Consider the following 24,820-nt stretch of genomic DNA (forward strand, 5'->3'; position numbering starts at 1 on the left):
CCCCGAGAAGACGATCGGAGTCAGGAATGAACCCGACCCCCTGCACCGACGAGACGACGGCGACGGAGAAGTTCGGCCGGACGATGACCGAGGTTTTGAATCACGCGGCCCTGGCGCTGATGGTCTCGATCGGCCACCGCACGGGCCTGTTCGACGCGATGGCCGACCTGCCGGTGACGGGCGCGGAGGGGGTCGCGAAGGCGGCCGGGCTGAACGAGCGGTACGTCCGCGAGTGGCTGGGCGCGATGGTCGCCGGCGGCGTGGTCGAGCACGACCCGGCGTCCGGCCTCTACCGCCTCCCCGAGGAGCACGCGGCCTGGCTGACGCGGTCGACGATGTTGGCGAACATGGCGGGCTCGGCCCAGTGGATCGGCCTGCTGGGGAGCGTCGAGACGCTGGTCGTCGACGCGTTCCGCCACGGCGGCGGGGTCCCCTACTCCGCCTACCCCCGGTTCCACGAGGTGATGGCCGAGGAGAGCCAGGCGTCGGTGGTCGACGCCCTGATCGAGCACATCCTGCCCATGGCCCCCGGCCTGGCGGGGAGGCTGGAGGCGGGGGTCGACGTGCTCGACGTCGGCTGCGGCGCCGGCCGCGCCCTGATGCTGATGGCCGAGGTCTTCCCCGCGAGCCGGTTCGTCGGCGTCGACCTGTCCGAGGAGGCCGTCGCCCTGGCCCGCGCCGAGGCCGCCCGCCGCGAGCTGGCCAACGTCCGCTTCGAAGCCCGAGACGTGGCCCGACCGGACGAGCCGGAGGCCTACGACCTGGTCCTGGCGTTCGACGCGATCCACGACCAGGCCCGCCCGGCCGACGTCCTCCGGGTCGTGTTCGAGTCCCTCCGCCCCGGCGGCCTGTTCCTGATGCAGGACATCTCCGGCGCCGGCTGCCACCTCCAGGACGCCGCCCACCCGTTCGGCCCGTTCCTCTACGCCGTCTCCTGCATGCACTGCATGTCCGTCTCGCTCGCCAACGGCGGCCCCGGCCTCGGCGCCATGTGGGGCCGCCCCCAGGCCGAATCCATGCTCCGCGCCGCCGGCTTCGACCGCGTCACCGTCCGCGAGTCCCCCCACGACCCGCTGAACTTCTACTACCTCGCCCCGAGGGACTGACCCATCCTCGCCGCGCCCCGACCCGCCCGAAGGGCCGGGTCGCGGGCGATTGAGCGATGTCGCCGGGTCCGGGCCCCCCGACCGATATGCCCCTTGATGTTCGCCCGCGGTCGAGTCTCAAAAACGCTCGTTTTTGAGACACCTGCCCGAAGCGAAACGACCCCGCTCGGTGAGAGCGGGGTCGTTTCGATGGGCCGTCTTTAATGTTGCGCCCGGTGGTGAAGCAATCTTCAAGTCGGACGGCCTAGCTCGGACCATGGTCATCACTTGGCGGCGTAAAACCCGTGCGTCTTGCCCGTCGCGTCGTCACGACGACCCACAATCTCGCCGGCGTCGGAGATGCCGTTGGCCGAGCTATAGGTCGCGTTGGGATAGTCGACCGTCGTGTAGGTGCCACCGCTCAGCAGGAACCCGTGATACACCCCGTTCGCCAGCTGGTAGTGCCCCACGACCTGGCCGCTCAGGTTGATCTTGTAGGCCCGCGTGTCGATCGCCTTCGGGAAGTCGATCGAGGTGAACCGACCCCCGCTCAGCAGGAACCCGTGGTACTTCCCGGCGGCATCCCGGTATTCGCCGACGACCTGGCCGTTGTTATTGATACCTGAGCACTGCGTGAAGCTCGCATTCGGGTAATCGATCGCCGTGAACTGCCCGCCGCTCAGCAGGAAGCCGTGGTTCCTGCCGGCGACATCGATGTAGCAACCCACGACGGTCCCGGCGTTGTTAATGCCCCGGGCTACCGTCCAGGTTGCCCCGGGGGCGTCGACCGAGGTGAAGGTCGTCCCGTCGTACACGAAGCCGTGGGCCTCCGCGAAGTTCGGGTTGATGTCGTACCGGCCCACCCCGACCCCGAAGTCGTTGACCCCCCAGAAGCCCGTACCAACCGAGCCCGGGACATCGACCTGCGTGAATGAGCCACCGCTGCGGAAGTAGCCGTGAGTCACGCCTGCGACATCGACGAAGTCCCCGACGATCATCCCCGCGTTGTTTACGTCGAAGCCTCGCGTGGACGTCGAGCCCGGGACATCGAAGCTGGTGAAGGTGTACCGGGGGGCCTTCTGGGCGAAGGCCGAGGCCGGAAGGGTGGCGGCGGCCAGGGCCAGCAGGAGGAGGCTTCGTCGCATGGGAGGGTTCCTCGTCGAAAGGGGGATTCGGGACACGCGCCGTCCGCTCCGGGCCGGCGGGAGGTGAGGTCTCGCGTCGAGCGGGTGAAGGTCATCGGCTCGCGCCCCGACCGGCCCATCCGTCGTCCTCCGTAGGTCAATGCGCAATCGGCGCGGGGACTCCCCGACGGCACGGGCGGATTTTCGGGGATTTCTCGGGCTCGGAGGTTAAGCCCCCCACAAGGCGGGGCCGAACGCGGCCCCATGGGCGGCGTAAACTCTATCAAACACCCCGGTTGGGCCGGAGGTGCGGGCCGGCCACATCGGGGCGGGGCCGTCTCCCGGGCGGCAGACACCCCGGGCGGTCGACGCGAGCACGGGTCCGGCCGCGGCGGAACCGTGACGATGGACGCCCCGGCTCACTCCGGGGGGCCGGTCGCGTCGGGGCCGGGCTCAGCTCTCGCCTGCTCGCGCCACTTCGCGGCCTCCTCCGGCCGGCCGGTCGCCTCGTAGAGCCGGACGAGGCGTTCGGCCGCCTCGGCCAGGGGCCGGCGCTCGAACGCCGTGATCCCGGCCTTCTTTCGCTCCAGGCCCTCGTACCCCTGCAGCAGGAGCGGCTCGGCCTCCGCATGCTTGCCCTGATCGAGCAGGGCGCCCCCAAGCATCGACTGCGCGTCGGGCGTCTGCCATTCGAGCGCCGACGACTTCTGCAGGATCGCCAGGCCCTCGCGGAGCAGCGGCTCGGCCTCGGCGGCGTGGCCCAGCCGCGACAGGCGCCGGGCGATCCGGCTCAGGACCCCCGGCAGCATCCGGTCGCCCGCCGGCAGCCGGCGGCGAGCGACCGCGAGCATCTCCCGCGTGAGCTGCAAGGCGTCGTCGTCCCGGCGGGCCTCGATGTAGGCCTCGGCGAGCTGGTCCAGGCGGTCGAAGGTGAAGAGGTCATCCGGCGTCGACCTGGCCTTGGCCAGGCGCAGCGCCTCCTCGAAGAGGGGCAGCGCCTTGTCGAGCCTGCCGGATTTCTGGTAGTGCAATGCGACGCCGCTCATGAACCCGAGCGTCTTGGTGGCGTCCGGGCCCAACTTGTCCTTCGTCACCCGGAACGCCTCCTCGACGAGCGGGTCGCCCCGGCCCGGCTCCCCGCTGAGTTGATACTCGCGGGCGAGGTCGGACATCGCGGAGAGCGTCTTATCGTGCTCCGGCCCGAGCTCGGCCCGCGCCCGCTCGAGCGCCTCCCGGCGCAGCGTCACGGCCCGCTCCGGCCTGCCGGCCTCCCGGTAGGCCGACGCGAGCTCGCTCGCGTAGGACCAATAGAGGCCCTGGCGGTCGCCGGGGTCCGTCGCCGTGTACGCCCCGAGCACGGCCTCCAGCATGGCGACGGCGTCGTCGGGCCGCCCGACCTCCCGATAGGCCGCCGCGAGGTCGACCATGATCTCGACCGCGCCGGCGTCTTCCGCGCCCTTCTCCGCCTTGTACTGCCGGAGGGCCTCCTCGAGCTGGGCGATCGCCCGGTCGACCTTCCCGGCATGCCGGTACGCTGACCCCAGTTGGTGCATGAGCGTCAGGGTCATGTGGTGCCTGTCGCCCCACTTGGCCCGCGCGACGCCCAGCGCCTCCTCCTTCATCCGCAACCCCTCCTCGACCTTGCCGGCCTCGAAGTACGCCGAGGCGAGGTTGCTCATGCTGCCGAGGGTGGCCGGGTGCTCGGCACCCAGCGTGGCCTTGCGCCCCCGGTAGACCTCCTCGTACATGCGCAGGCCCTGGTCCGGCCGGCCGGACCAGGTGTGGGCGGTGGCCAGGTCGTTCATGCAGCCGAGGGTGCGCGGGTGCCGCGGCCCCGAGGCGGCCGTGTGCCGCCTCAGCTCCTCCTCGAACAGCCGCACCGCCCGGTCGATGGTGCTGCTATTCATCAGCGACCAGGCGAGGTGGTGCATCGCGGCGAGCGTGTCGGGGTGGCCGGGCCCGAGCGCGGCCTCCCGGAGCCGGATCGTCTCCTCAAAGAGTGCTACGGCCTGCGAGAGCTTGCGGGCACTGCGGTACGCGGTGGCGAGGCCGTACATGGTGTCCAGCGTGTCGCGATGCCCCCGCCCGAGGGCGGCCGTCCGCAGCCGCAGCGTCTCCTCGAACAGGGCGATGCTGCGGTCGATCTGTACGGTGTAGTGATAGGCCCAGGCGAGGTTGTCCATGTAGGCGAGCGTGGCCGGGTGCTCACGCCCCAGCGCGGTCCTCGCCTGCGTGACCGTCCCCTCGAACCAGGGGACCGCCGCGCGGAGCTTGCCCGTGTGCGAATACGCCCGGAACAGGCCCGCCACGCACGCGATCGCATCGGGATCCCCAGGCCCCGCCTCGGCGAGGAACGTGGCGTGCGCCTTGGTGAACAGGTCGCCGGCCTTGTCCTTGTAGCCCAGGCCGAGCTGCGAGTTGCCCAGCGTGAGCTGCAGCTTCGCCACGGCCAGGGGGTCGCCCACGGCCGCGCCCTGCAGGTCCCGCGTGGCCCGGTCCAGCCGCTCCCCCAGCAGCGCGCGCAGCGGCTTGCCCTCCTTCTCCTCGGACTCGGGGTCCAGGTCCTTGAAGATCGAGGCCAGGATGCCGTTGGCGCTCTCGAGCTGCGCCAGCCTCCGATTCGCCGTCTGGTTGGCCCGCCGCTCGGCCGTCGCGGCGGTCGTCGCCCGCACCGCCTGCCAGGCGCTGACGGCCGTCCCCGCCACCAGCAGGGCCAGGAAGGACGCCGTCGCGGCGAGCAGGCGGCGGTGCTTGCGGGCGGATTTCTTCAGACGGTATCCCGCCGACGGCGGGCAGGCCTCGACCGGCCGGTCGGCCAGGTAGTTCAGCACGTCGGCGGCGAAGTCCCCCGCCGTCTCGTAGCGCCGGCGACGGTCCTTATCCAGGGCCTTCATCGCGATCCAGTCCAGCTCGCCCCGCACCGAGCGGTTCAGTCGCCGGGGGTCCGAGCCCCGCATCGCCGAGACCGTCGTGAGCGTCTGGCCGAGGGCGCTCAGGCGCGTGCTCGGCCGCGGCGGGTCCTCCTCGCGGATGATCCGACGCATCTCGTCGAACGCCGCCTTGCGGAGCGTCTCGGAGTCGAAGGGCGTCGTGCCGGTCAGCAGTTCGTAGAGCAGGACGCCCAGGCTGTAGATGTCCGAGCGGGTGTCGACGTCCAGCCCGCTCATCTCGGCCTGCTCGGGGCTCATGTACAGCGGCGTGCCCACCAGCTGCGCAAACCCGGTGAAAAGGGTCTTCTCCGTGAGGCTCTGGCCGGTCGCCTTGGCGATGCCGAAGTCGATGACCTTCGGGACCGGTACGCCGTCGTGCATCGTGACCAGGATGTTCGACGGCTTGAGGTCGCGGTGGATGACGCCCTTCTGGTGGGCGTGCTGCACGGCCCGGCACACCAGCACGAACAGCTCCAGCCGCGCGGCGACGGGCAACTGCTCGCGGTCGCAGTACTCGGTGATCGAAACGCCCCGGACCAGCTCCATCACGAAGTAGGGGCGGCCCGAGCCGGTGGCCCCGGCGTCGAGGACCCGGGCGATGTTGGGGTGGTCCATCAACGCCAGCGCCTGGCGCTCGGACTCGAACCGGGCCACGACCTGCTTCGAGTCCATGCCGGGCTTGATGACCTTCAGGGCCACCTTGCGGCGCACGGGCTCCGTCTGCTCGGCCATGTAGACCGAGCCCATGCCGCCCTCGCCGATGGGCTCCAGCAGCTTGTAGGGGCCGACCATCACGCCGGGCCGCTCGGCCTCGGCGGGCATGTCCACGGTCACGTCGCAGGCCGGCGCGACGAGGAAGTCCGCCTCCTGCTCGCCGACGCGGACCAGCCGCTCCACCCGGCGGGCCAGCGCGGCGTCGCCCCCGCAGACCTGCGCGAGATAGGCCGCCCGGGCCTCGCGGTCCGCGATCTTTCGAGCGACGTCGAAGATCGCCTCCTCGTCGAGCTGCACCGTATTCATCGACCGCCTCCCGGCTGGCTCGCACGTCGCCCTTTATAGTCCAATGCGCAATCCGGGTGCGGTTCACCCGATCCGGCCGGCGAGAATCTCGGGGGAATCAGCCGTCAGGCCCGTCGGGCTCGTCGCCGAGCATGGCGACCCGCAGCCAGCTCCGGGCGTAAGCCCACTCGCTGTCGGCGGTTGAGGTGGCGATGCCGAGCGCCTTGGCGGCCTGCTCGATCGTCAGGCCGGCGAAGAAGCGGAGCTTGATCAGCTCGGCCTTCCGCCTGTCCTTGGCCTCTAGCTCGGCGAGGGCCTCGTCCAGCGCCAGCAGGTCGAGGTCGGGGCCCGCCATCGCCGGCTCGGCGTCGGCCAGGTCGACCCGCTCGCGGCCCCCGCCGGCCTTGAGCGCGGCCTTGCGGCGGGCGTTCTCGACGAGGATGCGCCGCATCGCCTCGGCGGCGGCGGCGAAGAAGTGGCCGCGCGAATCCCAGCCGGGGTCGTCGGCGCCGACGAGCCGCAGGTAGGCGTCGTGCACGAGGGCCGTGGCCTGGAGCGTCTGACCCGGCTTCTCGTGGGCCAGCCGCCGGGCCGCCAGCTTGCGGAGCTCGTCATAGACCAGCGGCAGGAGCCGGTCGGCGGCTTGCGGCTCGCCGTGCTCGATGGCCGAGAGGATGCGGGTGACGTCGTTCATCGGTTCCGGCGGCACGGCAAAGGACGACGCGGAGGGCAGCCCCGAACCCCCGGGGCCCACCCACCCATATTAGCCCCCATTCATGAGAGGGAATACGCCGTCCGCCCGGGGTCGCGACATTAGTCCGCGGTCGCCCCCGGCCGAGCAATGCGTCCGTCTCAAAAACGCCCGTTTCTGGGACTTGATTGGACGACCAGGCTGAAGGCCGCGAACTCTGTCTCGAAATTCGTCCCGAATTCAAGATCCCGAAACTGGACGACCGTATCGGGTTTCGGGACGCTCGTTCGCCGGAGATAATTCGCGTTCGCCTCTCTCGGCCACTGGGGAAGGGTCGTGGAAAGCCCTTTATGGATCCGTCGGCCCGAGACGTCGAATCCCGGCCCAGCCACTCGACAGGGGGGATTGGTGACCAGCGAACTCGGACCGACGAACCCGGGGGCTGATCCATGAACATCCACAATCCCGAGTGAACATCCACAATCCCGAAGCCTGTCTTCGGGAAAGGTTTGGCACCGCCTATAATGACCCGCGGACGACGACCATGACGAGGCGACTTCGCATGTGGAACAACTGATGCGAGAACCACGCTCATGAGCGAAACTACGGGCCTATCCCCGGACTTCCGCGCCCTCTTCGAATCCGTCCCGACCCCGTTCCTCGTGCTCCGGCCCGACGGACGGTTCACTATCGTCGGCGTGAGCGATTCCTACCTCCGGGCGACGCTCACTACGCGGGAGGGTCTCATCGGCCGGGGGCTCTTCGACGCCTTCCCCGACAACCCCGACGACCCCGGGGCGACCGGCGTGCGGAACCTCCGAGCCTCCCTCATGCGGGTCCTGGCGACGCGGGCACCGGACCGCATGCCCATCCAGAGGTACGACATCTCCGTGCCCGGCGGCTTCGAGGAGCGGCACTGGAGGCCCCTCAACACGCCGGTCCTCACGCCCGAGGGCGAGGTCGCCCACATCCTCCACCACGTCGAGGACGTCACCGAGGTCGTCCGCCTGCGGAGGGAGAGCTTCGAGCAGAAGCTCGTGGAGGCGGCCCTCAGGCAATCCGGCGAGTGGTTCTCCACGACCCTCAACAGCATCGGCGACGCGGTCATCGCGACCGACTTCGCGGGCCGGGTCATCTTCATGAACGCCGTCGCCGAGCAGTTGACCGGCTGGACGATGTCCCAGGCGAGCGGCCTGCCGCTCGGCTCGGTGTTCGTCATCCTCAACGAAGCGACCCGCGCCCCCGTCCCCAGCCCGGTCGAGACGGTCCGCGCCACGGGCAAGGTCCAGGGGCTCGCCAAGCACACCGTGCTCGTCGCCAAGCACGGGTCCGAGCGAATCATCGAGGACAGCGCCGCTCCCATCCTGGGCGACGACGGGCGAATCACCGGGGTCGTCCTCGTCTTCCGCGACGGGACCGAGAAGCGGCGGTCCGAGGAGGCGGTCACCCGCAGCGAGGAGCGGCTCCGGGCCCTGGTCAGCGCGTCCTCGGACGTCGTCTACACCATGACCTCCGACTGGTCCGCGATGCTGCCCATCGACGGGCACGACCTGGTGGCCAGCAACACCACGCCGCTCCGCGACTGGATGCGGCAGAACCTCCCGCCGTCCGAGCACGACCTCATTCAGGAGGAGATACGACGGGCCATAGCCGAGAAGCGGATGTTCGAGCTGGAGCACCGGATCTACCGCCCCGACCGCTCGATAGCGTGGACGTACTCGCGGGCCATCCCCATGCTCGACGCGAACGGCGACATCGTCGAGTGGTTCGGCATGGCGAGCGACGTGACCATACGGAAGGAAGCCGAGCAGGCGATACGCGAGCAGGCCGAGCAACTCAAGGAGAACGACCGCAGGAAGGACGAGTTCCTCGCCATGCTCGCCCACGAACTGAGGAACCCGCTCTCGGCCATCGGCAACGCGGTCAGCCTGTCGACCATGAGCGGCCTCCAGGAGCACATCGACTGGTCGATGGGGGTCATCGCCCGGCAGATGAAGCACCTGACGCGGCTCATCGACGACCTCCTGGACGTCTCCCGCATCAGTCGCGGCAAGATCGAGCTCAGGCGACAGGTGCTCGACCTGACCTCCGTCATCGAAGGCGCCGTCGCCACGGCGAAGCCTTTCATCGAGGAGCGGAGCCACACGATCGACCTCGCGTTGGACCGAGGGGGCCTATGGTCCAACGTGGACCCGACCCGCGTCGAGCAGGTGGTGGTGAACCTGCTGAGCAACGCGGCCAAGTACAGCGAGAACGGCGGGACGATTTCGCTCCGGGGGCGGTACGAGGGCAGTGAGGTCGTCATCTCCGTCAGCGACCGGGGCATCGGCATCCCGCCCGAGACGTTGCCGCAGATGTTCGAGCTGTTCGCCCAGGGGGACCGCTCGCTCGCCCGGAGCGAGGGTGGCCTCGGCATCGGCCTGACGGTGGTCAAGAAGCTCGTCGAGATGCACGCCGGGAAGGTGGAAGCCTTCAGCGAGGGCCTGGGCAAGGGCAGCGCGTTCACGATTCGGCTGCCGAGGGCCGCGAGGCCGGTAGCCCTGACACCGAAGCAGGGGCCCACGGCCGCAGGCGAGGCGAAGTCGTCTCGCATCCTCGTCGTCGATGACAACGTGGACACGGCCCGGGGCATGGCCCGGCTCCTGAAGCTTCTCGGCCACGAGGTGGCGGTGGCCCACGACGGCCCCGAGGGCATCGAGGCGGCGAGGAGGCATTGGCCCGACTTCGTGCTCCTGGATATCGGCCTCCCCGGCATGGACGGCTACGAGGTGGCCTCGCGCCTCAGGCGAGAGGAGTGCGGCCGGCACGCTGTCATCGTCGCCGTCTCGGGCTACGGCCAAGACGAGGACCGTCGCCGGTCAAAGGAGGCGGGCATGGACCACCACCTCCTCAAGCCGCTCGACTACGACGCCCTCCTCTCGCTCCTCTCGGCCGGGGCGATTGCTCCCTGAACTCCGCTTCGTGAGTCGAGCCAGCGAGGAACTCGACACTCTTATGCCGGAGATAATTCCCTGTGCCTCCGGCTATCTGTCTATCTGTCCGATTCTGGACGCTCGACGCAGAGGAAGTCCCGGCTGAAGAGGAGGAAGAACCCCACGGCCGACCACGCCCACCAGGTCGGCCACGAGCAGAGCCACCCGAGCGGCCAGAGGCGGCACCAGCCGCCGAGAATCGCCGCGAGGAGCGTTGAGAGGTTCCACTTCTCCATAGGGCCAACACTGCTCCGAGACGACCGGCGGTGCAAGCCCTCGCCCTGTCTCAAAAACGTTCGTTTTTGAAACACCGCTACGAAATCGTTTTATGTTTCTTGCGGGTTATTGACCGTGTCATGCCGGAGGATACTTGGCAGCGAGCTTTCGCACCGTGGTCACGTTCCTCACCGTCGAGGGGACCATCACCGACTTCGCCACCTGGTGCCACGGGACCAACGATTCGGTCACCTTCCCCCGGCACAGCCAGTACATCTCCCGGCCCACCACCTCGAAGTCGTCCATCGCCGTCCGGTACGACAGCAGGCCCTCGACCTCCTCGGGCGTCAGGCTCCGCCGCAGGAAGCAGACGCTGACCGTGAAGCCCGCCGCCTCGGGCCCCTCGGAGGCGAACGGACGGCGGGTCGCGGCCGCCGCCAGCTCGTCCGGGGTGCGGAGGAAGGTCGGGACCGCGTATCCGAGGGCCCCGGCGAGGTGGCCCTCGATGGTACGCTCCAGGGCGACCGGGTCGGCGGTCGGCGTCTCGAAAGCGACATTGCCGCTGGCGATGAAGGTCTGGACCTCGACGAGGCCCAGGGCCTCGAACGAGCGGGCGAGGTCGCCCATCTTGATTCGACGGCCCCCGACGTTGATGCCGCCGAGGAGGGCGATATAGCGTTGCATGGACCGGGTCCCTTCTCGCTTCCCTACCGTCTGAGCAAAGCCGGTCGTGGCCACCCACAGAAGCTGCTCGGAGGCCCTAGAATATTGGGGGTGGGCCACGAATGGGAAGCCGACGCGATGGGGCTATAAGCCCGGGAGATTTGCCTTTCCCTAGTCGCACCAGGTCCAGGGATGATAACTCGGGCCGGTCTCAAAAACGCCCCTTTCCGGCACGCTTTGCGCAGGACAACCCCCCTTGTCCTCCCCAATCGTCGCCCCGGTCCGTCGGTGGAGTCTGCCGGGAGGACTTCCGCCAAAACCGGGGGGCGGACGACTTGTCGACCCGGCTACGCGTCGTCGGCCTTCGGCGCGTCGTCCCGGGTCCCCGACCTTGCCGCGACCGCCCGCTCCAGGATCTCGACGAGGAGGGCCTCCGACGGCTTCTGTTCTCGCTCGCCCCGGCGACGCAGGTCGGCGAGCAGCCTCTCGGGGAGGCGCACCTGGAAGAAGTTGACGTAGGCCGTCCGGTACTCCCAATCGGCGACTTCGCGTCTGGCGATTCCGGGACGGTCGGGGTCGGGCCGGTCGTCATTCGCCTGGGATTCGGACATCACGTCCTCCCGAACCTCGTCGAGATTCAATGCCACGGATCGAGGACGAGGGCGCCGCTCGCCTCGAAATGCTTCGACCAGCTCGGCGAGGATGTTCGTGTCGAGCAAGACCCGGACGACTCGACGTCCCGACCGGGACTCGCATCGCGCGTCAGGTCGAGTTCATCCAGGCCGATCCCCTGGAGGAGATACTCCTTGAAGTCGAGTTTCTTGCCGGTCGGCTCCTCGAACCGGGCCGCCGAGATGACGACCACCTTGTCGTTGCGCCGGGTGATGGTCTGCGGCCCTTCGCTCAGGGCGCGATCCACCACCTCGGAGATTCGATTCTTGGCCTCGGCGAGGTTCCAGGTCATGGGGCGCCTCGTTTCTGGCCAGAGCGTCTAGTCATCATTGCGCCTCCGCGGGATCCCGGCAAGACCCGTTCGTACCCCGCCGGGGCTTGCCCACCTCGGCCGGCGGTCCGGCGCATCGCCTCTCCCTATTCGTCCAATCGGGTCCATCCTCTCGGTAAGAGGCATCATCGACGCCCACCGCCAAGACGAGACGAGGAGACCCCGCCATGGCCACCGAGGCCCAGATCCAGGCCAACCGCGCCAACGCCCTGAAATCGACCGGCCCGCGCACGGCGGTCGGCCGCGCGCGGGCGCGGCTCAACGCGCTCAAGCACGGCGTGCGCGCGCAGGACGCCCCGGCCGTCCTCCCCCAGGAGGACCCGGCCGAACTGGAGGCCCGGATCCGCGAGTGGGTCGACGATCATCAGCCCGCCAACGCCATCGAGCGCGAGCTGGTCACGCGCGCGGCGCGGATCTCCTGGGCCCTCGACCGGGCCGAGCGGCACGAGGCCGCCCTGCTCTCCCGCCGCGTCCGCATGGCCATGGGCCGCAGGAAGGCCAGGCTCACCGCCCGCGCCTGCGACCTCGGCCGCAAGCTGCTGGCCCTGGCCGGCAAGCGGCTCCTCCCCGGCTCGGGACCGGACTGGCAGGACGACCCGTCCGCGTTCGTCGCCGGCCTGGAGGAGTCGACCGAAGGCGCGCGCTGGCTGCTGGACCGCTGGACCGAGCTGCGGCTCCTGATCGACTCGAACCAGATGTGGACCTATCTCGACCAGTACAAGTTCGTCCGGCTGCTGGGCAAGCAGCCGTTCGACGCGATCGACGACCCCGAGCTGAACGGGATCTTCCTCGCCTGGGAGGCCGTCGAGTCCGGCTGGGGCGTGCGCTTCTGGGAGAAGGTGAAGGAGTCCACCCCGTACGAGGACCCCGCCTTCAGCGCCTGGCGGATCTGGCGCGAGATCGTCGCCCGCCCGGCCGACGCCGGGGCGGCCGTCGCCCTGCTCCGTTCCATCGCCGATCGCGAGGCGGCCCGGCTGGAGGAGCTGCTGGCGGACCTCGACGCGATCGAGGGGGACGACGCGCGCGAGCTGGCCGAGCGGGCCTCGTTCTCGGCCGGCGACGCCTGCGAGCGGCTGCGACGGTTCCAGACCGCCCGCACCCGCGAGCTGATCAAGGCCGTCGAGACCCTGGGCCGGCTCCGCAAGGAGTCCGCCCGCCCCGAGCCCAGGACCCGGACCGGTCCGGCCGCCGAACCCATGCAGACCGCGCCGAACGAAGCCAATCTGGATCCGGTTCAAGTCTCGATGAATGAGGACCTTGCGGCCGAAACCCCGGCGCGCGAACGAACCCAATCCGCCCCGGCCCCGGCGCTGCGGGTCGTGGCCCCGACCGGCGACGAGGGGGCCAAAGGAACAGGCCCGAGGGGACGCGGGATGCGCCCCTCGGGCCTGGAGGATCAGCGGGCGGCCGGCGAAGCGGTCGTCAGACCCGCTTGCGACGGACGGTCGAGGCCTTGCCGTCGTCGATCGACTGGATCGCCTGGCTGAAGGCGTCCGTGACCGGCGGGACGAGCGGGGCGGCCGCGGCCACGACCACCGCCCGGACGCCCGCCTGCTGGGCCGCCTCGGCGGCGGCCGTCGCGGGGGTCGCCCTACGGAGGGCCGGCGGGACGTTCGCCCGGGCGAATCGGCCGAGGACCGGGGTCCGCAGCCGGGCGGCGGGGGCGACCTGGAACGTCGCGGCGGCGATCGGCGTGGCCGAGTCGCCGTCGACCGCCTGGGCGGTCAGGGTGTAGCTCCCCCGGCGGGCGCCGGCGGGGAGCTGGAAGGCGTAGCGGCCGGTCGCGTCGACCGCGACCGTGCCGACCTTCTTGGCCCCCAGGACGCCCGTCCCGGACAGGTAGAGGTCGACCACGGTCCCCGGCGCGGCGGACCCGTCGAACCAGGGCTGCACGGCCCCGGGGGCGTTGGCGGCGGCGACGGCGAGCGACGGCAGGATCGTCGTCGCGGCCGGGGCCTGCGGGGCGGCCGGGGCCGGCGAAGCCTTCGGCGCCGGCGCGGCGGCCGGGGTCGCGTCCTGGGTCGTCACGACGGCCGAGGGGCCGTACGCGACGGTCGCCGCCGCCGAGGCCGAGCCCCGGCCGGCGACGACCTGCGGGGACGGCCGGGCCCCCGCCAGGATGCTGGAGGAGGTCATCAGCCGGTACGACAGAGGGGCGGCCACCGGGATGACCGGGGCCCCCACGGCGCCGGGGTAGCTGGTCATCACCGCGTCGGCCCCGTTCGGCAGGGTCTGGACCTGCTTGACCAGGAACTGGCCGGTGGACGGGCGGTACACCGCCGGCAGGTCCCAGCCCACGCCGGCGTAGTCGGCCGGCACCGGGACGTCGCCGCCGAAGAAGACGACCTGCGTTGGGTACGGCGAGCCGGCCGTGCGGGCGATCGTGAAGACGCCGCGCTGGGCGTCGAAGACCGCCGGGATCATCCGGTAGGGCTGGCCGTTCTGGAAGAACGTCAGGTTGTCGTACATGCCCGGGACCGGGATCTGGTTCGCCGGCAGGGTGGCGACGACGTCGAACGTCCCCAGGTCCCGGTCGTAGACCAGGAACTGGCCGGTGCTCGGCCGGTAGAGGGCCGCCTGGTCGTAGCCCAGGCCCTTGAAGTCGCCCACCAGCGGCACGTCGCCGACGGTCCCGAAGCCGAACGATCGGACCTGGCCCGACGGCGAGGTCAGGCTCCAGACGCCGGTCGTGCCGGCCAGCTCGTACACCCCGTACTGGGTGACGCCCGGGCCGTCGAAGTTGCCGACGATCGGGACGCTGGCCCCGGGCGTGCCGAACTGGAACCTCAGGCCCCCCTGGCTCGACCGCCAGACGACCCACGAGGCGTCGGCCGTGCGGAAGGTGGCCAGGTCGTTCTTGCCGTCGCCGTCGAAGTCGCCGGCGAGCGGGACGTCGCCCGCGGCCCCCAGCGCGGCCCCGTTGGGGAACCAGGCGGGGACGTAGGTCGGCGGCGTGTACTGGGTGTACCACTGGCCGAAGCCGGTGCCCCCGTTCCGCAGGTAGAGGACGCTCTGCGACTGCGACCGGCTGGACGACGCCCCCAGGTCGATCCCGTTGCCGCTGTAGTCCATCGGCGTGGTCACGATCGTCAGGGGCAGGACCGGGCTGCTCCCCGGCGCCACGTTGCCGGCCGGGTCCACGGCGGTGGCCGTCAGGCTGATCAGGCCGTCGCTCAGGGAGAGCGGCAGCTGGACCGAGAAGTTCCCCGAGCCGTCGGCCGTGGTCTGGCCGAGGACCGCCCCCGCGGGCTGGCCGCCGACCGACCGGTAGACCCGGATCACCGAGCCGGCGTTGACCGCCCCCACCGTCCCGGTGAAGAACGGCTTGCGGACGTTGGTGATCTCGTCGCCGACGATCCCCGAGTCGTACTGGGGGTTGAGCACCAGGGTCGGCGGCGCGGTGGGGCCCTGGGTCTTGATCCGGACCGTGACCGCCGGGCTGGGGTTCACCGAGGAGCCGGCGTCGTTGAACGCCGAGGCCCGGACGACGAAGGTCCCCTGCCCGACCGTCGGCATCGTGAGGGTGAACGCGCCGGTCGGCCCGGCCGTGGCCAGGACCCGCGGCGAGAACGGCACGAACGTCCCGCCGCCGTTCTGATAGAACAGCTCGACGGTCGCCCCGGGCGAGGTCTGGCCCGTGAACCGCGGGTTCGGCTTGTTGGTCCAGTTCTGCGAGGGGACCAGGCCCGTGTTGTCCTCCGCGAAGAGGCCCAGCGACGGGTCGGCCGGCACGGTGGAGCTGCCCAGGTCGTCGGCGTCGAGGGTGATCGTCAGGGTGATCTCGTTGCCGACCGCCCCGGCGTCGTCGGTGGCGTAGATCCTCAGCACCTTCACACCGTTGCTCGGGATCGCCCCGGCGTTGACCCGGATCGAGAAGTTGCCGAAGCTGTCGGTCCAGTTGGCCGGGACGTTCGTCCCCGGGACGTTGGCCGGGTTGAAGCCGCCGATGATCTTGTTGTCGGTGACGTCGAAGATCGTGATCCGGGTCGCGTTGTTGAACCCGGACGTCATGCTCAGGCCCTGGACCCGGAACTGCGAGGTCGTGACCAGGGGCGTGCCGTCGGGGGCGTTGCCGCCCAGGTCGGCCGGGTTGACCGCCACGGTGCCGGGCATGGTCAGCGGGGCCATCTTGATGGCGAACATGCCCCGGCCCCAGGTGGAGGCCAGCAGCAGGTCGGGGTCGGCCGGCGGGATCGGATCCTGCGGGCGGAGGTACGGGTCGAGCGGGCCCATCAGGTTGGGCATGCCCGTGGCGGGGTTGATGATGCCGAGCGAGAGGTCGAGGTCGGTCACCTCGGCCCGGGGCATGCCCCCGGCCTGGGCGTACGAGCCGTCGAGCGACTGGTTCGGGAACGGGCTCCAGCTCAGGCCGTTGTCGATCGACCGGAAGACGCCGGTGTCGCCCGAGGCGTAGAGGACCGGGTGCCGGCCCGCGCCGGCCGGGTCGTTCGACGCGTTGGGGATCGAGTACCGCCAGTCGACGGCCAGGGCCGAGAGCGACAGCGACTGCGACAGCTTGACGCCGTTGGGGTCGGTGTTCTGGTTGTAGCTCTCGCCGAAGATGGTGTACGACAGGTTCCGCAGGTCGCCGGTGACGTTGACCCAGGTCGCCCCGGCCGCGGTCGAGTCGGCGATGTAGAAGACGCCGGTCGTGGTCAGGGCGTAGGCCGAGCGGTTCCCGTAGATCGGGCTGGGGACGATCCGCTCGATCGCCGCCCCGTCGAGGCCGTTGGAGACCTCGAGCCAGGAGTTGCCCACGCCGCCGCCGCCGGTCCGGGAGTAGAAGATCCGGCCGCCGGTGGTGCCGACGTAGAGGAAGTTGCCGAGGCTCCCCGTGCTGCCGGGCTCGGGAGAGCCGTAGGCCAGGGCCCGGCTGTAGCCCGTGGGGCTGCCGAAGACCGCCGGCTCGCCGACGGGGAACCAGTTCCGGCCCTGGTTGGACGTCGTGAAGATCCGGCCGGTCGCCGAACTGATCATGAGCTGCTGGCCGCTCAGCGGGTTGACGGCGAAGGTCGCCCCGGGGCCGGGGGCCCACTGCGGGTCGGGGACGTCCGAGTCGCCGCTCTGCTGGAGCAGCCCGGACGTTTGGCCGACGTGGTTGATGCGGAAGAAGGTGGTCCCCAGGTTGAGCGGCATGGAGCCGGGCTGGAAGGCCTGGTAGCGGGTGCCGTAGCCCGTCGGGTCGACGGCGACGCCGCCGGCGTTCGCCCCTTCGCCGGTCTGGAACCACTCGATGTCGCCCTGGGTGAGGACGTTCGAGCGGGAGGACGGGGCGCCCACGTTGCTGCTGCCGTAGAACAGGGCCTGGTCGACGCTGGCGGCGATGCCCGCGGCGTTCGGCTGCACGGCCCCGTAGTAGAACTGGGTGATCTGCAGGTTGCCGTTGCGGTTGCCGCCGGGCGCCGGGGTGGTCCCCACGTTGGTCCCGTCGACCCGCACGCCCTGGTCGTCGAGCACCGAGTAGACGCCCCGGTTGGTCCCGTAGACGAGCCGGGGGAGGCCCGTCGTCGGGTCGACCATCGTCACCAGGCGGTGATAGGTCGGGGTGGTCCCGGAGGTGATCGGGGCGTCGAAGGGGATCCACTCGGCCCCGAAGCCGTTGTTCGTGAACTGGTTCAGGTTCGAGACGAACAGCGTGGCGTCGCTGTCGAACGGGCTGCCGGGGTTCCGGATGTAGTTCAGGTAGTCGCCCTGGGTGAACCAGCCGTTCGAGAGCGCGCCGACCGAGACCGGGCCGGTCGAGTTGTACTCGATGCCGCCGTCGGCCGCGACCGCCGAGAAGAGGGTCAGGTTGTAGGCGTCCCAGACCTTGGTGGCGTCCACCCGGATCATGCCCGTGCCGGTCGCCGGCGGCCGCGAGCCGCCGACGTAGACCACGTTCGGGTTGGTCGGATCGACGGCCAGGGTGATGGCGTAGTTGCCCGATCCGGCGGTTAGCGCGTAGTCGGCCAGGGCGACGGCGTTGCTCGGGATCGCCGGGCGGTAGCCCTGGTCGGGGGGCTCGGTCGGGATCCGGACCAGCACCCAGTTCTGGCCGTAGTCCTTGGTCATGTACAGGCCGCCGAAGCCGCCGTCGGCGTTGGAGACCGCCGCGTAGAGCCAGCCGGCGTAGATCTGGTTGGCGACCGGGCTGGCGGTCAGGGCGGGCTTCGCCAGGACGATCCGGCCGCCGGACCCGTTCGGGTTGGTGGCGCCGTTGGCGACGGCCACGTTGATGTCGTCGAAGGTGTCGACGAGCAGCGGCCTGCCCACGCCGCCGGCCATCAGGTTCCAGACCTGGCCGCGGTTGGGGCTGATGAAGACCCCCTCGCCCCGGAACGCCGCGTAGATGATCTGGAGGTTCGGGTCGGTCCCGCCGGCCGAGGCGCTGCCGGGGTCGAGGACGACGTCGGTGGCCTGGCCGGCCTTCATGAGCTGCCAGGTGTCGCCGGTGTCGTCGCTCCGCCAGAGGCCGCCGCGGGCCCCGCTGATCGCGGCGTAGATCACCGTCTCGCCCTGGAGCGAGGCCCGGGGGTCGACGATCACCCTGAAGGAGGTGGAGCCGACGAACGCCCGGTCCCGGGCCGTCGACGCGATCGGCAGCGGGTTGCCGGAGGCGTCGACGTTGACCGTGCTGTCATAGAGCCGCCAGGTGGCCCCGCCGTCCTTCGAGATCAGGAAGCCGACGCCGGGGCTGCCGGTGTCCCCCTCGCCGGTCGAGGCGATGACGATCGACTGGTTGGGGTCGTTGTTGCGGGGGAAGACGGCGATCCCGCCGATGTTCAGGCCGTTGGTCGGGCCGAAGTCGGTCAGCGGGATGTAGGTCGGACCGTTGGGGTCGGCGGTGAGGAAGTTGGTGGTCTTCCAGATGCCGCCGCTGGCCCCGCCGACGAAGAACGTGTTGCCGGTCGGGTCGGACGGGTCCTGAGTCATGGCGCCGATGCGGCCCGACGACTCGTTGAAGACCGCGGCCGGCCCGACCGAAGTCCAGGTGTTCCGCGAGAGGGGGTTCGACGGCGAGACCTGGAAGATCCGGAAGCTCGTGCTCGCCTGGTCGGCCACCGGCTCGCCCAGGCCCGAGGTCGGCAGCGGCTTCTCGAACAGCAGGGCCCAGCTGTTGAGCGTCGCCGTCGTCCCGCCGGCGCTCTGGATCAAAAGCTGCCAGGTCCCCCCGGAGGAGAGGTCGAGGAAGCCGGCCGCGTTCAGGAGCGGCGACTGCGGGTTGTACGGCCCGCCGAAGAACGGCGGGGCGCTCTGGCCGATGGGCGTGCTCGCCCCGTCGTCGAAGATCGCGTCCACGAAGCCGCCGGTGTTGGGGCCCTGGACCAGGGAGCTGAACAGGGTCACCGAGCGGGCGCCCGGCGTGCCGGGGTGGTAGACCAGGCTGGCCGTCAGCGGCGCGACGTTGGGGGTCGCCAGGCTCAGCCGGAGCCGCAGGCCGGTCCGGCCGGAGGCGGTCACGCCCTGGATCGGGAAGTCCTCCAGGACGTTGATCGTCGAGCTGATCTGGTTGTTGACCAGCCCCTGGTTCACGGAGCCGCTGCCGTAAGTGACCGTGGTCGTCGGGACCGCCGCCCCCTCGCCCCGCAGGACCTCGACGCCGGCGTTGAGGTTGCTGTCGAGCGGCAGGCCGTGGGTGTCGAAGACGCTCGACGCCAGCTGGACCGTGTAGGTCCCGCTCAGGGTCTGGAGCGGGAAGTCGATCGCGAACGTGTCGGTCGATCCGGAGACCGGGGCGATCGGCCGCACGGCGATCGTCGGCGTCACGTTGAGCGACCAGCTGTTGAGCACGCCGACCACGCCGGCCCGCGAGTTCGCCACGCGGAGCGTCCAGTCGCCGTCGATCGACTTGCCGTTGAAGACCGCCAGGCCCGCCGCCCCCGAGGGCCGGAACGTGCCGGTGAAGGGCGCGGACCCGGCGTTGATCGAGGTCGCCGCCGAGTCGCTGAACGTCGTGTTGGTGAAGTCCGATCCGAAGCCGCCGACCGCCGAGAAGAGCTGGAGGGTCGTGCCGTCGGGGGCGATCAGGTCGACGGTCAGGCCCGAGTCGATCGGCATGCCGATGTTGAGCGTGACCGTCACGTTGGAGGCCAGGAACGTGCCGTTGTAGCTGGGCACGGTGAGCTTCGAGTTCAGGACCCCGGGCGTCGTCGCCGACGACGGCGGGGGGATCGTCTGGCCGACGGCGTTCGAGCCGAAGTACTGCGGCCCCAGCAGCGAGCCGGTCGGGCCCATGATCCGGAGGACGTCGGCCGGCGTGAAGCTGGCCGCGTTCATCCGGCGGTCGAACCGCACGTACAGCGAGCTGGTCGAGCCGTTGTAGAGGAGGTTGTCCGGCCCGGTCGAGCCGGTCGCCCAGGTGTCGGCGACGTGGGCGCCCGGGACGATCAGCGGGAGCGTCTTCGAGCTGAACGGCGCGGCCAGGAGCGAGGTCGGGTTGGGGCCGAACGCGGTCGGCACGGCCCGCGAGGGCGCCGGGGCGACGTAGGCGTCGCCGGGCGTCAGGCCGACGTAGACCGAGGTCAGGGGGTCCTGGCCGGCGACGCCGTCGGCGTTCTGGTCGACCTCGTTGCCCCAGCGCGGGCCGCCGCCGGTGACGATGCGCACCTGGTCGGTGATCTCCGGCCTGAGGATGTAGCTGTAGGTGCCGACGAAGTTGTTCGTCAGCCCGGAGGACGAGTCGTCCGGCCGGAACCGGGGGTCGAAGACGATCCGGAACCGGGTGTAGCCGAGCTGCCCGACGGCGCTGCCGGGGACCGGCTGGACCGACAGGATCTTCAGCGGCACGTAGGCGTCGGTGTTGGCCGTCCCCTTGTAGTAGACCAGGACGTCGGCGGTCGTGAAGGTGGCCAGGCCCTGCTGGATCAGGAACTGGGGGTCGATGGGGCGGTCGAACGTGACCTCGAAGGCGTTGGCGATCGGCCCACCGTCGGCCGCCCGCGAGGTGTTGACCGAGTCGCCCGGCTGGCCGACGACGCCCATCGTGCTGGTGACGACCCGGGGCCCGGCGGCGATGGTCATCCGCTGGACGTAGGTCTGGAACGTGAAGCCCCGGACGGTGGTGTTGTTCTCCAGGTACGACTGGTTCTGGTTGCCCGCCCAGGCGACGTACATCTGGCCCGAGCCCACGGCCAGTCCCATCTGGAAGCCGAACCCGAAGGCCGAGGCCGCCGGGTTCACCGCGCTGAAGTTGTCCCCGAGCGGGCTCAGGGCCACCTGGCGGCCGGTGATGGCGTCGGTCGAGATCTGCGGCGGGTTGGCGTAGGACTGCTCGCTGAACGAGAGCCCGCCGTCGATGCTCACGCCGACGTAGACCGACGACCGGGCGCGGGCCGAGTCGTCGCGGCCGTCGCGCCACGACATCACCAGCGTGCCCGTCGTCTGGTCGACGGCGACCTGCGGCAGGAACTGGGCGCGGCCGGCGATCTGGCCCGGGTCGGTCCCATTGTTGGCGCCGCTGAAGCCGTCGGTGGCGCCCCGGTCGTCGTTGACGATCCCGCGCGGGGTCCAGGTGAGGCCGCCGTCGTCCGACGTCGCCAGGTAGATGTCGGTGTTGTCGGCCGGGTTGACGTAGGTGCCGGTGTCATAATTCACGTGGCCGACGTAGGTGACGTAGATCCGCCCCTGGTTCTGGCTGAAGGAGCCCAGCGTGTTGTCCTGGGCGACGTCGACGCCGGGGCCGATGCCCTGGGGCCCGGCCGCGGCCGAGGCCCGGCCGTAGGTCCCGCTCTGGGAGCCCCGGACCCGCGTCGCGGCCACGTTGTTGACGCCCGAGGCGACCATGTCCGACGTGAAGTCCAGGCCCCAGTCGCGGAGCTGCGGGGCCGGGTCGGTGTCGCCGTTGCGGCGATACGCCGTGACCTGCAAGGTCCACGTGCCGTTGAGCTGCGCCGCGGTCAGGCCCAGCGACTGCAGGTAGTTCAGGCTTCGGAAGCCCGAGGCCGGGATGTCGATGGCCTCGGTCCGGTAGGTGCTCGTGTAGCCGGCGGCGGCGCCGCTGCGGTCGTTGATGCCGCGGGCGGCCGAGTCGTCGAACGTCGCCCCGATGATGCCGTAGGCGCCGAAGTCGTTCGACACCCCCACGATGCCCAGGTTCGCCCCCGAGACGCCCCGGATCTGCCCCTGCGGGACCTGGCCTTCGGAGTTTTCGGCGTTCGAGAAGAGGAGGATCCGCATCGGCTGGCCGGTCGCCGGGTCGTTGAACGGCGCGATCAGGACGGCCGACAGCCACTCCATGTCGGGCTGCTGCACCGTCATGCCGACGTTCAGTTTCGACAGGGTGGTGAACCGGGGGTCGCTGATGTTCACGCTGACGTTGAAGTTCGTCTGCTGCGGCGTGAACGGCCCCGACCCGGGGTTGATCGCCTGGGTGATGCTCCCCCCGGCCCCGACGACCGACTGCGTGAGGCCGCCGCTTACCCGGTTCGACTGGATGAGGTCGACCTCGGAGTTGGCCAGGCCGAAGTTGTCCCAGACCACCGTGGCCGCCCCGCCGAGCGTGGTCGAGACGATGTTGCCGTTCACGTCGCGGATCGTCTGGCCCTGGCCGACGGCGATCTTCGGCGTCGCGTTGGCGAACGTCCCGTTCGACGACGTGTACCGGCCCCAGGCGGATCCCAGGTTGTTGTTGCCGTTGAGCAGGAAAGCCCCGCTGAAGGTCTGGCCGCCGTCCGACGAGCTGATCGCCTGGATCGAGTTCGGATTCCAAGTCGAGCCCGGGCGGACGAAGTAGTCCCCCGTCGGCGCGGCCTCGTTGGTGCTCCAGGCGATCCAGACGTTCCCCGCGAACGGGTCGCGCTGGAGGGCCCCGGTCAGCGGGTCGGTGAACTCGAACTGGTTGTCGTCGACCGTCAGGGTCGGGTTGAAGACGGCGTCCGTGACGTACTGCCGGACCACCCGGTCGAAGACGGTGGTCGGCGTGATCGGCGTCTGGCCCGGGGTGGGGTCGAGGAACGCGAACTTCTTCAGGACCAGCGCCCCGGAGGTGTTCCCGCCGTTGCTCTGCTGGGTCAGGACGTAGAAGTTGCCCGCGTTGTCGAACGCCACCTGCGGGTTGCTGGTCTGGGTGTAGGTGGGGTTGGGGTTCGCCGCCGAAGGGGCGACCCCGGCGTCGGTCCGCAGCGCGCCGGCGGCGCTGAAGTTCGTCCAGCTCTGCCCGCCGTCGTTGGAATAGGCCCCCTGCACCACCGTCTGATTGCCGGGCGCGAGGTCGGGGTCGTTCCGGGTCCAAACCGAGACCAGGTGGAACGGGTTGTACCGGTCCACCACCACCTGGGGGCTGCTCACGTTGCCCCCCGTCGTCGAGATCCCGGCGATTGCGCCGGCGACCTGGGGGGCCGGCAACACGGCCATGAGCGTCCGGGGCTCCAGCCACTCGAGGACCCCGCGGCGGAGATGCGCCTGACGGGCCTTCTTGAGCCGGGCTCCCAGGCGAAGGCCGCGAAGACCACGAGAGGCGACGTCCGAAGCACCCGTGCGCATGACCAAGTCTCCAAAATCTCAACGTTGAGGATTCGCCCTTCGCGCGGCGTCGGCTATGGCGATGACTGGGATTGCCCGGCTCAACCGGCTCTTGCGGAATGGCTCATGGAGCGAATCTGGGATGAATCGAGAAAACATGCAGGCTCAACTCACAACTGTCAAATCCCCGTCCAACACCTTTTACTTCCCATGCCGCACGTATCCCGCCCAGCCCCCCTGACCCCACCCGCCTCGACCTCGATCAAGACATGCGTGATATCATCCAACCTGCGTAACGACCGTGTCAAGGGGCCGCATCGATTTTTCTTCCGGCCCCCCCCTGCCCCGCCCCGGACGCCTCCCTCGCGGCCCGCCCGGCACCGCCGGCCTCGACGCCGATCGGGCTCTTCCCGAGTCGCCGGCCGGACCCCCGACGCGACGGCACCGGCCTGCGTCCCAGCTCGCACAGGCGGCTTGAAAGCATGAACCCTCGCTGATCTTGGTCGCGGGTGCGACTTGGTTTCAAGCTGCCAAGGCCTACAAGACGCCGATTTGCCTGGAGCGCCTTGATCGCAAGCGAGCGCGGACCCCAGGTCGCCAGTCGGTCCATGGGGCCTGGCGGCAAGTCACGACGCGCACCGACTCACCCAGTCGTCCACGTGCCAAGTCGCCTTGGGACCAAGGCTCCAAGGGATCCACCCGCCCTGGCGACCAAGGCTTCAAGACGCCAAATGATCAAGCCGACTGGTCGCCTGGCGGGCCAGTCGCCAAGCCGCCTTGATCTCTCATCAGCTTGACGCCCATTGGCGATGAATCTTTGACGCCTGGATAAATCGCTGAATTGGAACCAAGGCGAATCGCTGCCCTGGCGCCTTGAGACCTTGGCTCCAAGCCGAGCCGACGGCCTGTCTCTCCCCTCCGTTCGACCGCCCCGTCGAGACGGGTCTCCGGGTGCCCGGAGCCCGATCAATCCCGACCGCGGACCGCCCAGGATCCAAGCGACCAAGTTGCCAAGGCGTTCGATTCGCCAAGCTGGCAATCGGCCCTGTTCTCAAGGTGCCGCAGGCGACTCGATACCATGGCCCCTCGGAACCACGTCGCCCTAGGTCGGCTTGATCTCTACGTCTCAAGCCGACCTCGCCGCCAAGGCAGAAGCAGGAACCTGTTCGCCAACTCGACTTGATCTCAATGCGTTGAACTCGCCAGGGTCCAGAAAGTGGTTTGGTCGCGCAGGCGCCTTGGCGCCGATACAACGAGAAACCTGGAGACCAAGTCGATCGAGGTCGCCAGGGAACTGGGGACCTGTTTCGACGAGTCGGCTGGCTTCCCAGGCGGCATGGCGGACCAGGCCTCAAGCCAACTCGATGACGAGACGCCCGGGAACCAAGGTCGTCGATGTCCCATGGGACCGTCGCATCGATGGACCGAGACGGACCAGGGATCATGTCAACCGAGGCGCCTTGGTTCCAAGCGGCCTTGATCGCGAGAAAACCTTGCGAACTCGACGGCTTGGAGCCTGTCCGCCAAGGTCGCCCAGACGGCATGGCGACTGGGAACCACGGGGGCAGGGCGCCTCGGCAAGTCGCCAAGTCGGGAACAAGAGGTCGAGTTTCCGAGGAAACAAGAAGTCGACGTCCCTTGCGGCCGATTAACCAGTGTATCGAGTCGCCAAGGCTTCGATTCATCGAGGGATCGAGG

11 protein-coding genes are annotated in these 24,820 nt (G+C 69.9%); 3 read left to right on the forward strand and 8 right to left on the reverse strand.

Annotated features, from left to right (window positions below; translation table 11 throughout):
* Positions 1 to 26: 26 nt before the first annotated feature.
* Entirely contained in the window at positions 27 to 1,106 is a 1,080-nt protein-coding gene (locus tag G6O68_RS19270; RefSeq protein WP_165250273.1) for a class I SAM-dependent methyltransferase, read from the forward strand.
* A 263-nt stretch (positions 1,107 to 1,369) separates the two neighbouring features.
* On the opposite strand, the gene G6O68_RS19275 is transcribed toward G6O68_RS19270, so the two are convergent.
* From G6O68_RS19275 to G6O68_RS19285, 3 genes are all read right to left on the reverse strand, one after another.
* On the reverse strand, positions 1,370 to 2,230 hold the full coding sequence (locus G6O68_RS19275) for a hypothetical protein (RefSeq protein ID WP_165250274.1): 861 nt from the start codon (positions 2,228 to 2,230) through the stop codon (positions 1,370 to 1,372).
* A 398-nt stretch (positions 2,231 to 2,628) separates the two neighbouring features.
* Complete coding sequence (locus G6O68_RS19280) at positions 2,629 to 6,159, reverse strand: serine/threonine-protein kinase (protein WP_165250275.1); 3,531 nt, start codon at positions 6,157 to 6,159, stop codon at positions 2,629 to 2,631.
* A gap of 97 nt (positions 6,160 to 6,256) precedes the next feature.
* Entirely contained in the window at positions 6,257 to 6,832 is a 576-nt protein-coding gene (locus G6O68_RS19285) for an ECF-type sigma factor (protein ID WP_165250276.1), read from the reverse strand.
* Between the two features lie 590 nt (positions 6,833 to 7,422).
* Between G6O68_RS19285 and G6O68_RS19290 the strand changes: the two genes are divergently transcribed.
* A complete protein-coding gene (locus G6O68_RS19290) occupies positions 7,423 to 9,780 on the forward strand; it encodes a hybrid sensor histidine kinase/response regulator (protein WP_165250277.1) in 2,358 nt (785 codons plus the stop codon).
* 80 nt (positions 9,781 to 9,860) lie between these two features.
* On the opposite strand, the gene G6O68_RS19295 is transcribed toward G6O68_RS19290, so the two are convergent.
* From G6O68_RS19295 to G6O68_RS19310, 4 genes are all read right to left on the reverse strand, one after another.
* Positions 9,861 to 10,037, reverse strand: a complete 177-nt coding sequence (locus tag G6O68_RS19295; protein WP_165250278.1) for a hypothetical protein — start codon at positions 10,035 to 10,037, stop codon at positions 9,861 to 9,863.
* Positions 10,038 to 10,155: 118 nt separating this feature from the next.
* Complete coding sequence (locus G6O68_RS19300) at positions 10,156 to 10,701, reverse strand: DUF1697 domain-containing protein (protein WP_165250279.1); 546 nt, start codon at positions 10,699 to 10,701, stop codon at positions 10,156 to 10,158.
* A gap of 326 nt (positions 10,702 to 11,027) precedes the next feature.
* Entirely contained in the window at positions 11,028 to 11,291 is a 264-nt protein-coding gene (locus G6O68_RS19305; protein WP_165250280.1) for a hypothetical protein, read from the reverse strand.
* 26 nt (positions 11,292 to 11,317) lie between these two features.
* Entirely contained in the window at positions 11,318 to 11,644 is a 327-nt protein-coding gene (locus G6O68_RS19310; protein WP_165250281.1) for a type II toxin-antitoxin system Phd/YefM family antitoxin, read from the reverse strand.
* Positions 11,645 to 11,850: 206 nt separating this feature from the next.
* Between G6O68_RS19310 and G6O68_RS19315 the strand changes: the two genes are divergently transcribed.
* The gene (locus tag G6O68_RS19315; RefSeq protein ID WP_165250282.1) at positions 11,851 to 13,170 is read left to right on the forward strand and encodes a hypothetical protein; all 1,320 of its coding nucleotides are present in this window, start codon (positions 11,851 to 11,853) and stop codon (positions 13,168 to 13,170) included.
* On the opposite strand, the gene G6O68_RS19320 is transcribed toward G6O68_RS19315, so the two are convergent.
* The gene (locus tag G6O68_RS19320; RefSeq protein ID WP_165250283.1) at positions 13,106 to 23,143 is read right to left on the reverse strand and encodes an Ig-like domain-containing protein; all 10,038 of its coding nucleotides are present in this window, start codon (positions 23,141 to 23,143) and stop codon (positions 13,106 to 13,108) included. The genes G6O68_RS19315 and G6O68_RS19320 overlap by 65 nt on opposite strands.
* Positions 23,144 to 24,820: the final 1,677 nt, after the last annotated feature.

This window comes from Paludisphaera soli (genome assembly GCF_011064595.1).
Lineage (GTDB): Bacteria > Planctomycetota > Planctomycetia > Isosphaerales > Isosphaeraceae > Paludisphaera > Paludisphaera soli.

Bases quoted from the DNA above. Each gene is read 5' to 3' on its own strand.
- G6O68_RS19270 (WP_165250273.1), top strand. From the start codon at position 27: ATGAACCCGACCCCCTGCACCGACGAGACGACGGCGACGGAGAAGTTC.
- G6O68_RS19275 (WP_165250274.1), bottom strand. From the start codon at position 2,230: ATGCGACGAAGCCTCCTCCTGCTGGCCCTGGCCGCCGCCACCCTTCCG.
- G6O68_RS19280 (WP_165250275.1), bottom strand. From the start codon at position 6,159: ATGAATACGGTGCAGCTCGACGAGGAGGCGATCTTCGACGTCGCTCGA.
- G6O68_RS19285 (WP_165250276.1), bottom strand. From the start codon at position 6,832: ATGAACGACGTCACCCGCATCCTCTCGGCCATCGAGCACGGCGAGCCG.
- G6O68_RS19290 (WP_165250277.1), top strand. From the start codon at position 7,423: ATGAGCGAAACTACGGGCCTATCCCCGGACTTCCGCGCCCTCTTCGAA.
- G6O68_RS19295 (WP_165250278.1), bottom strand. From the start codon at position 10,037: ATGGAGAAGTGGAACCTCTCAACGCTCCTCGCGGCGATTCTCGGCGGC.
- G6O68_RS19300 (WP_165250279.1), bottom strand. From the start codon at position 10,701: ATGCAACGCTATATCGCCCTCCTCGGCGGCATCAACGTCGGGGGCCGT.
- G6O68_RS19305 (WP_165250280.1), bottom strand. From the start codon at position 11,291: ATGTCCGAATCCCAGGCGAATGACGACCGGCCCGACCCCGACCGTCCC.
- G6O68_RS19310 (WP_165250281.1), bottom strand. From the start codon at position 11,644: ATGACCTGGAACCTCGCCGAGGCCAAGAATCGAATCTCCGAGGTGGTG.
- G6O68_RS19315 (WP_165250282.1), top strand. From the start codon at position 11,851: ATGGCCACCGAGGCCCAGATCCAGGCCAACCGCGCCAACGCCCTGAAA.
- G6O68_RS19320 (WP_165250283.1), bottom strand. From the start codon at position 23,143: ATGCGCACGGGTGCTTCGGACGTCGCCTCTCGTGGTCTTCGCGGCCTT.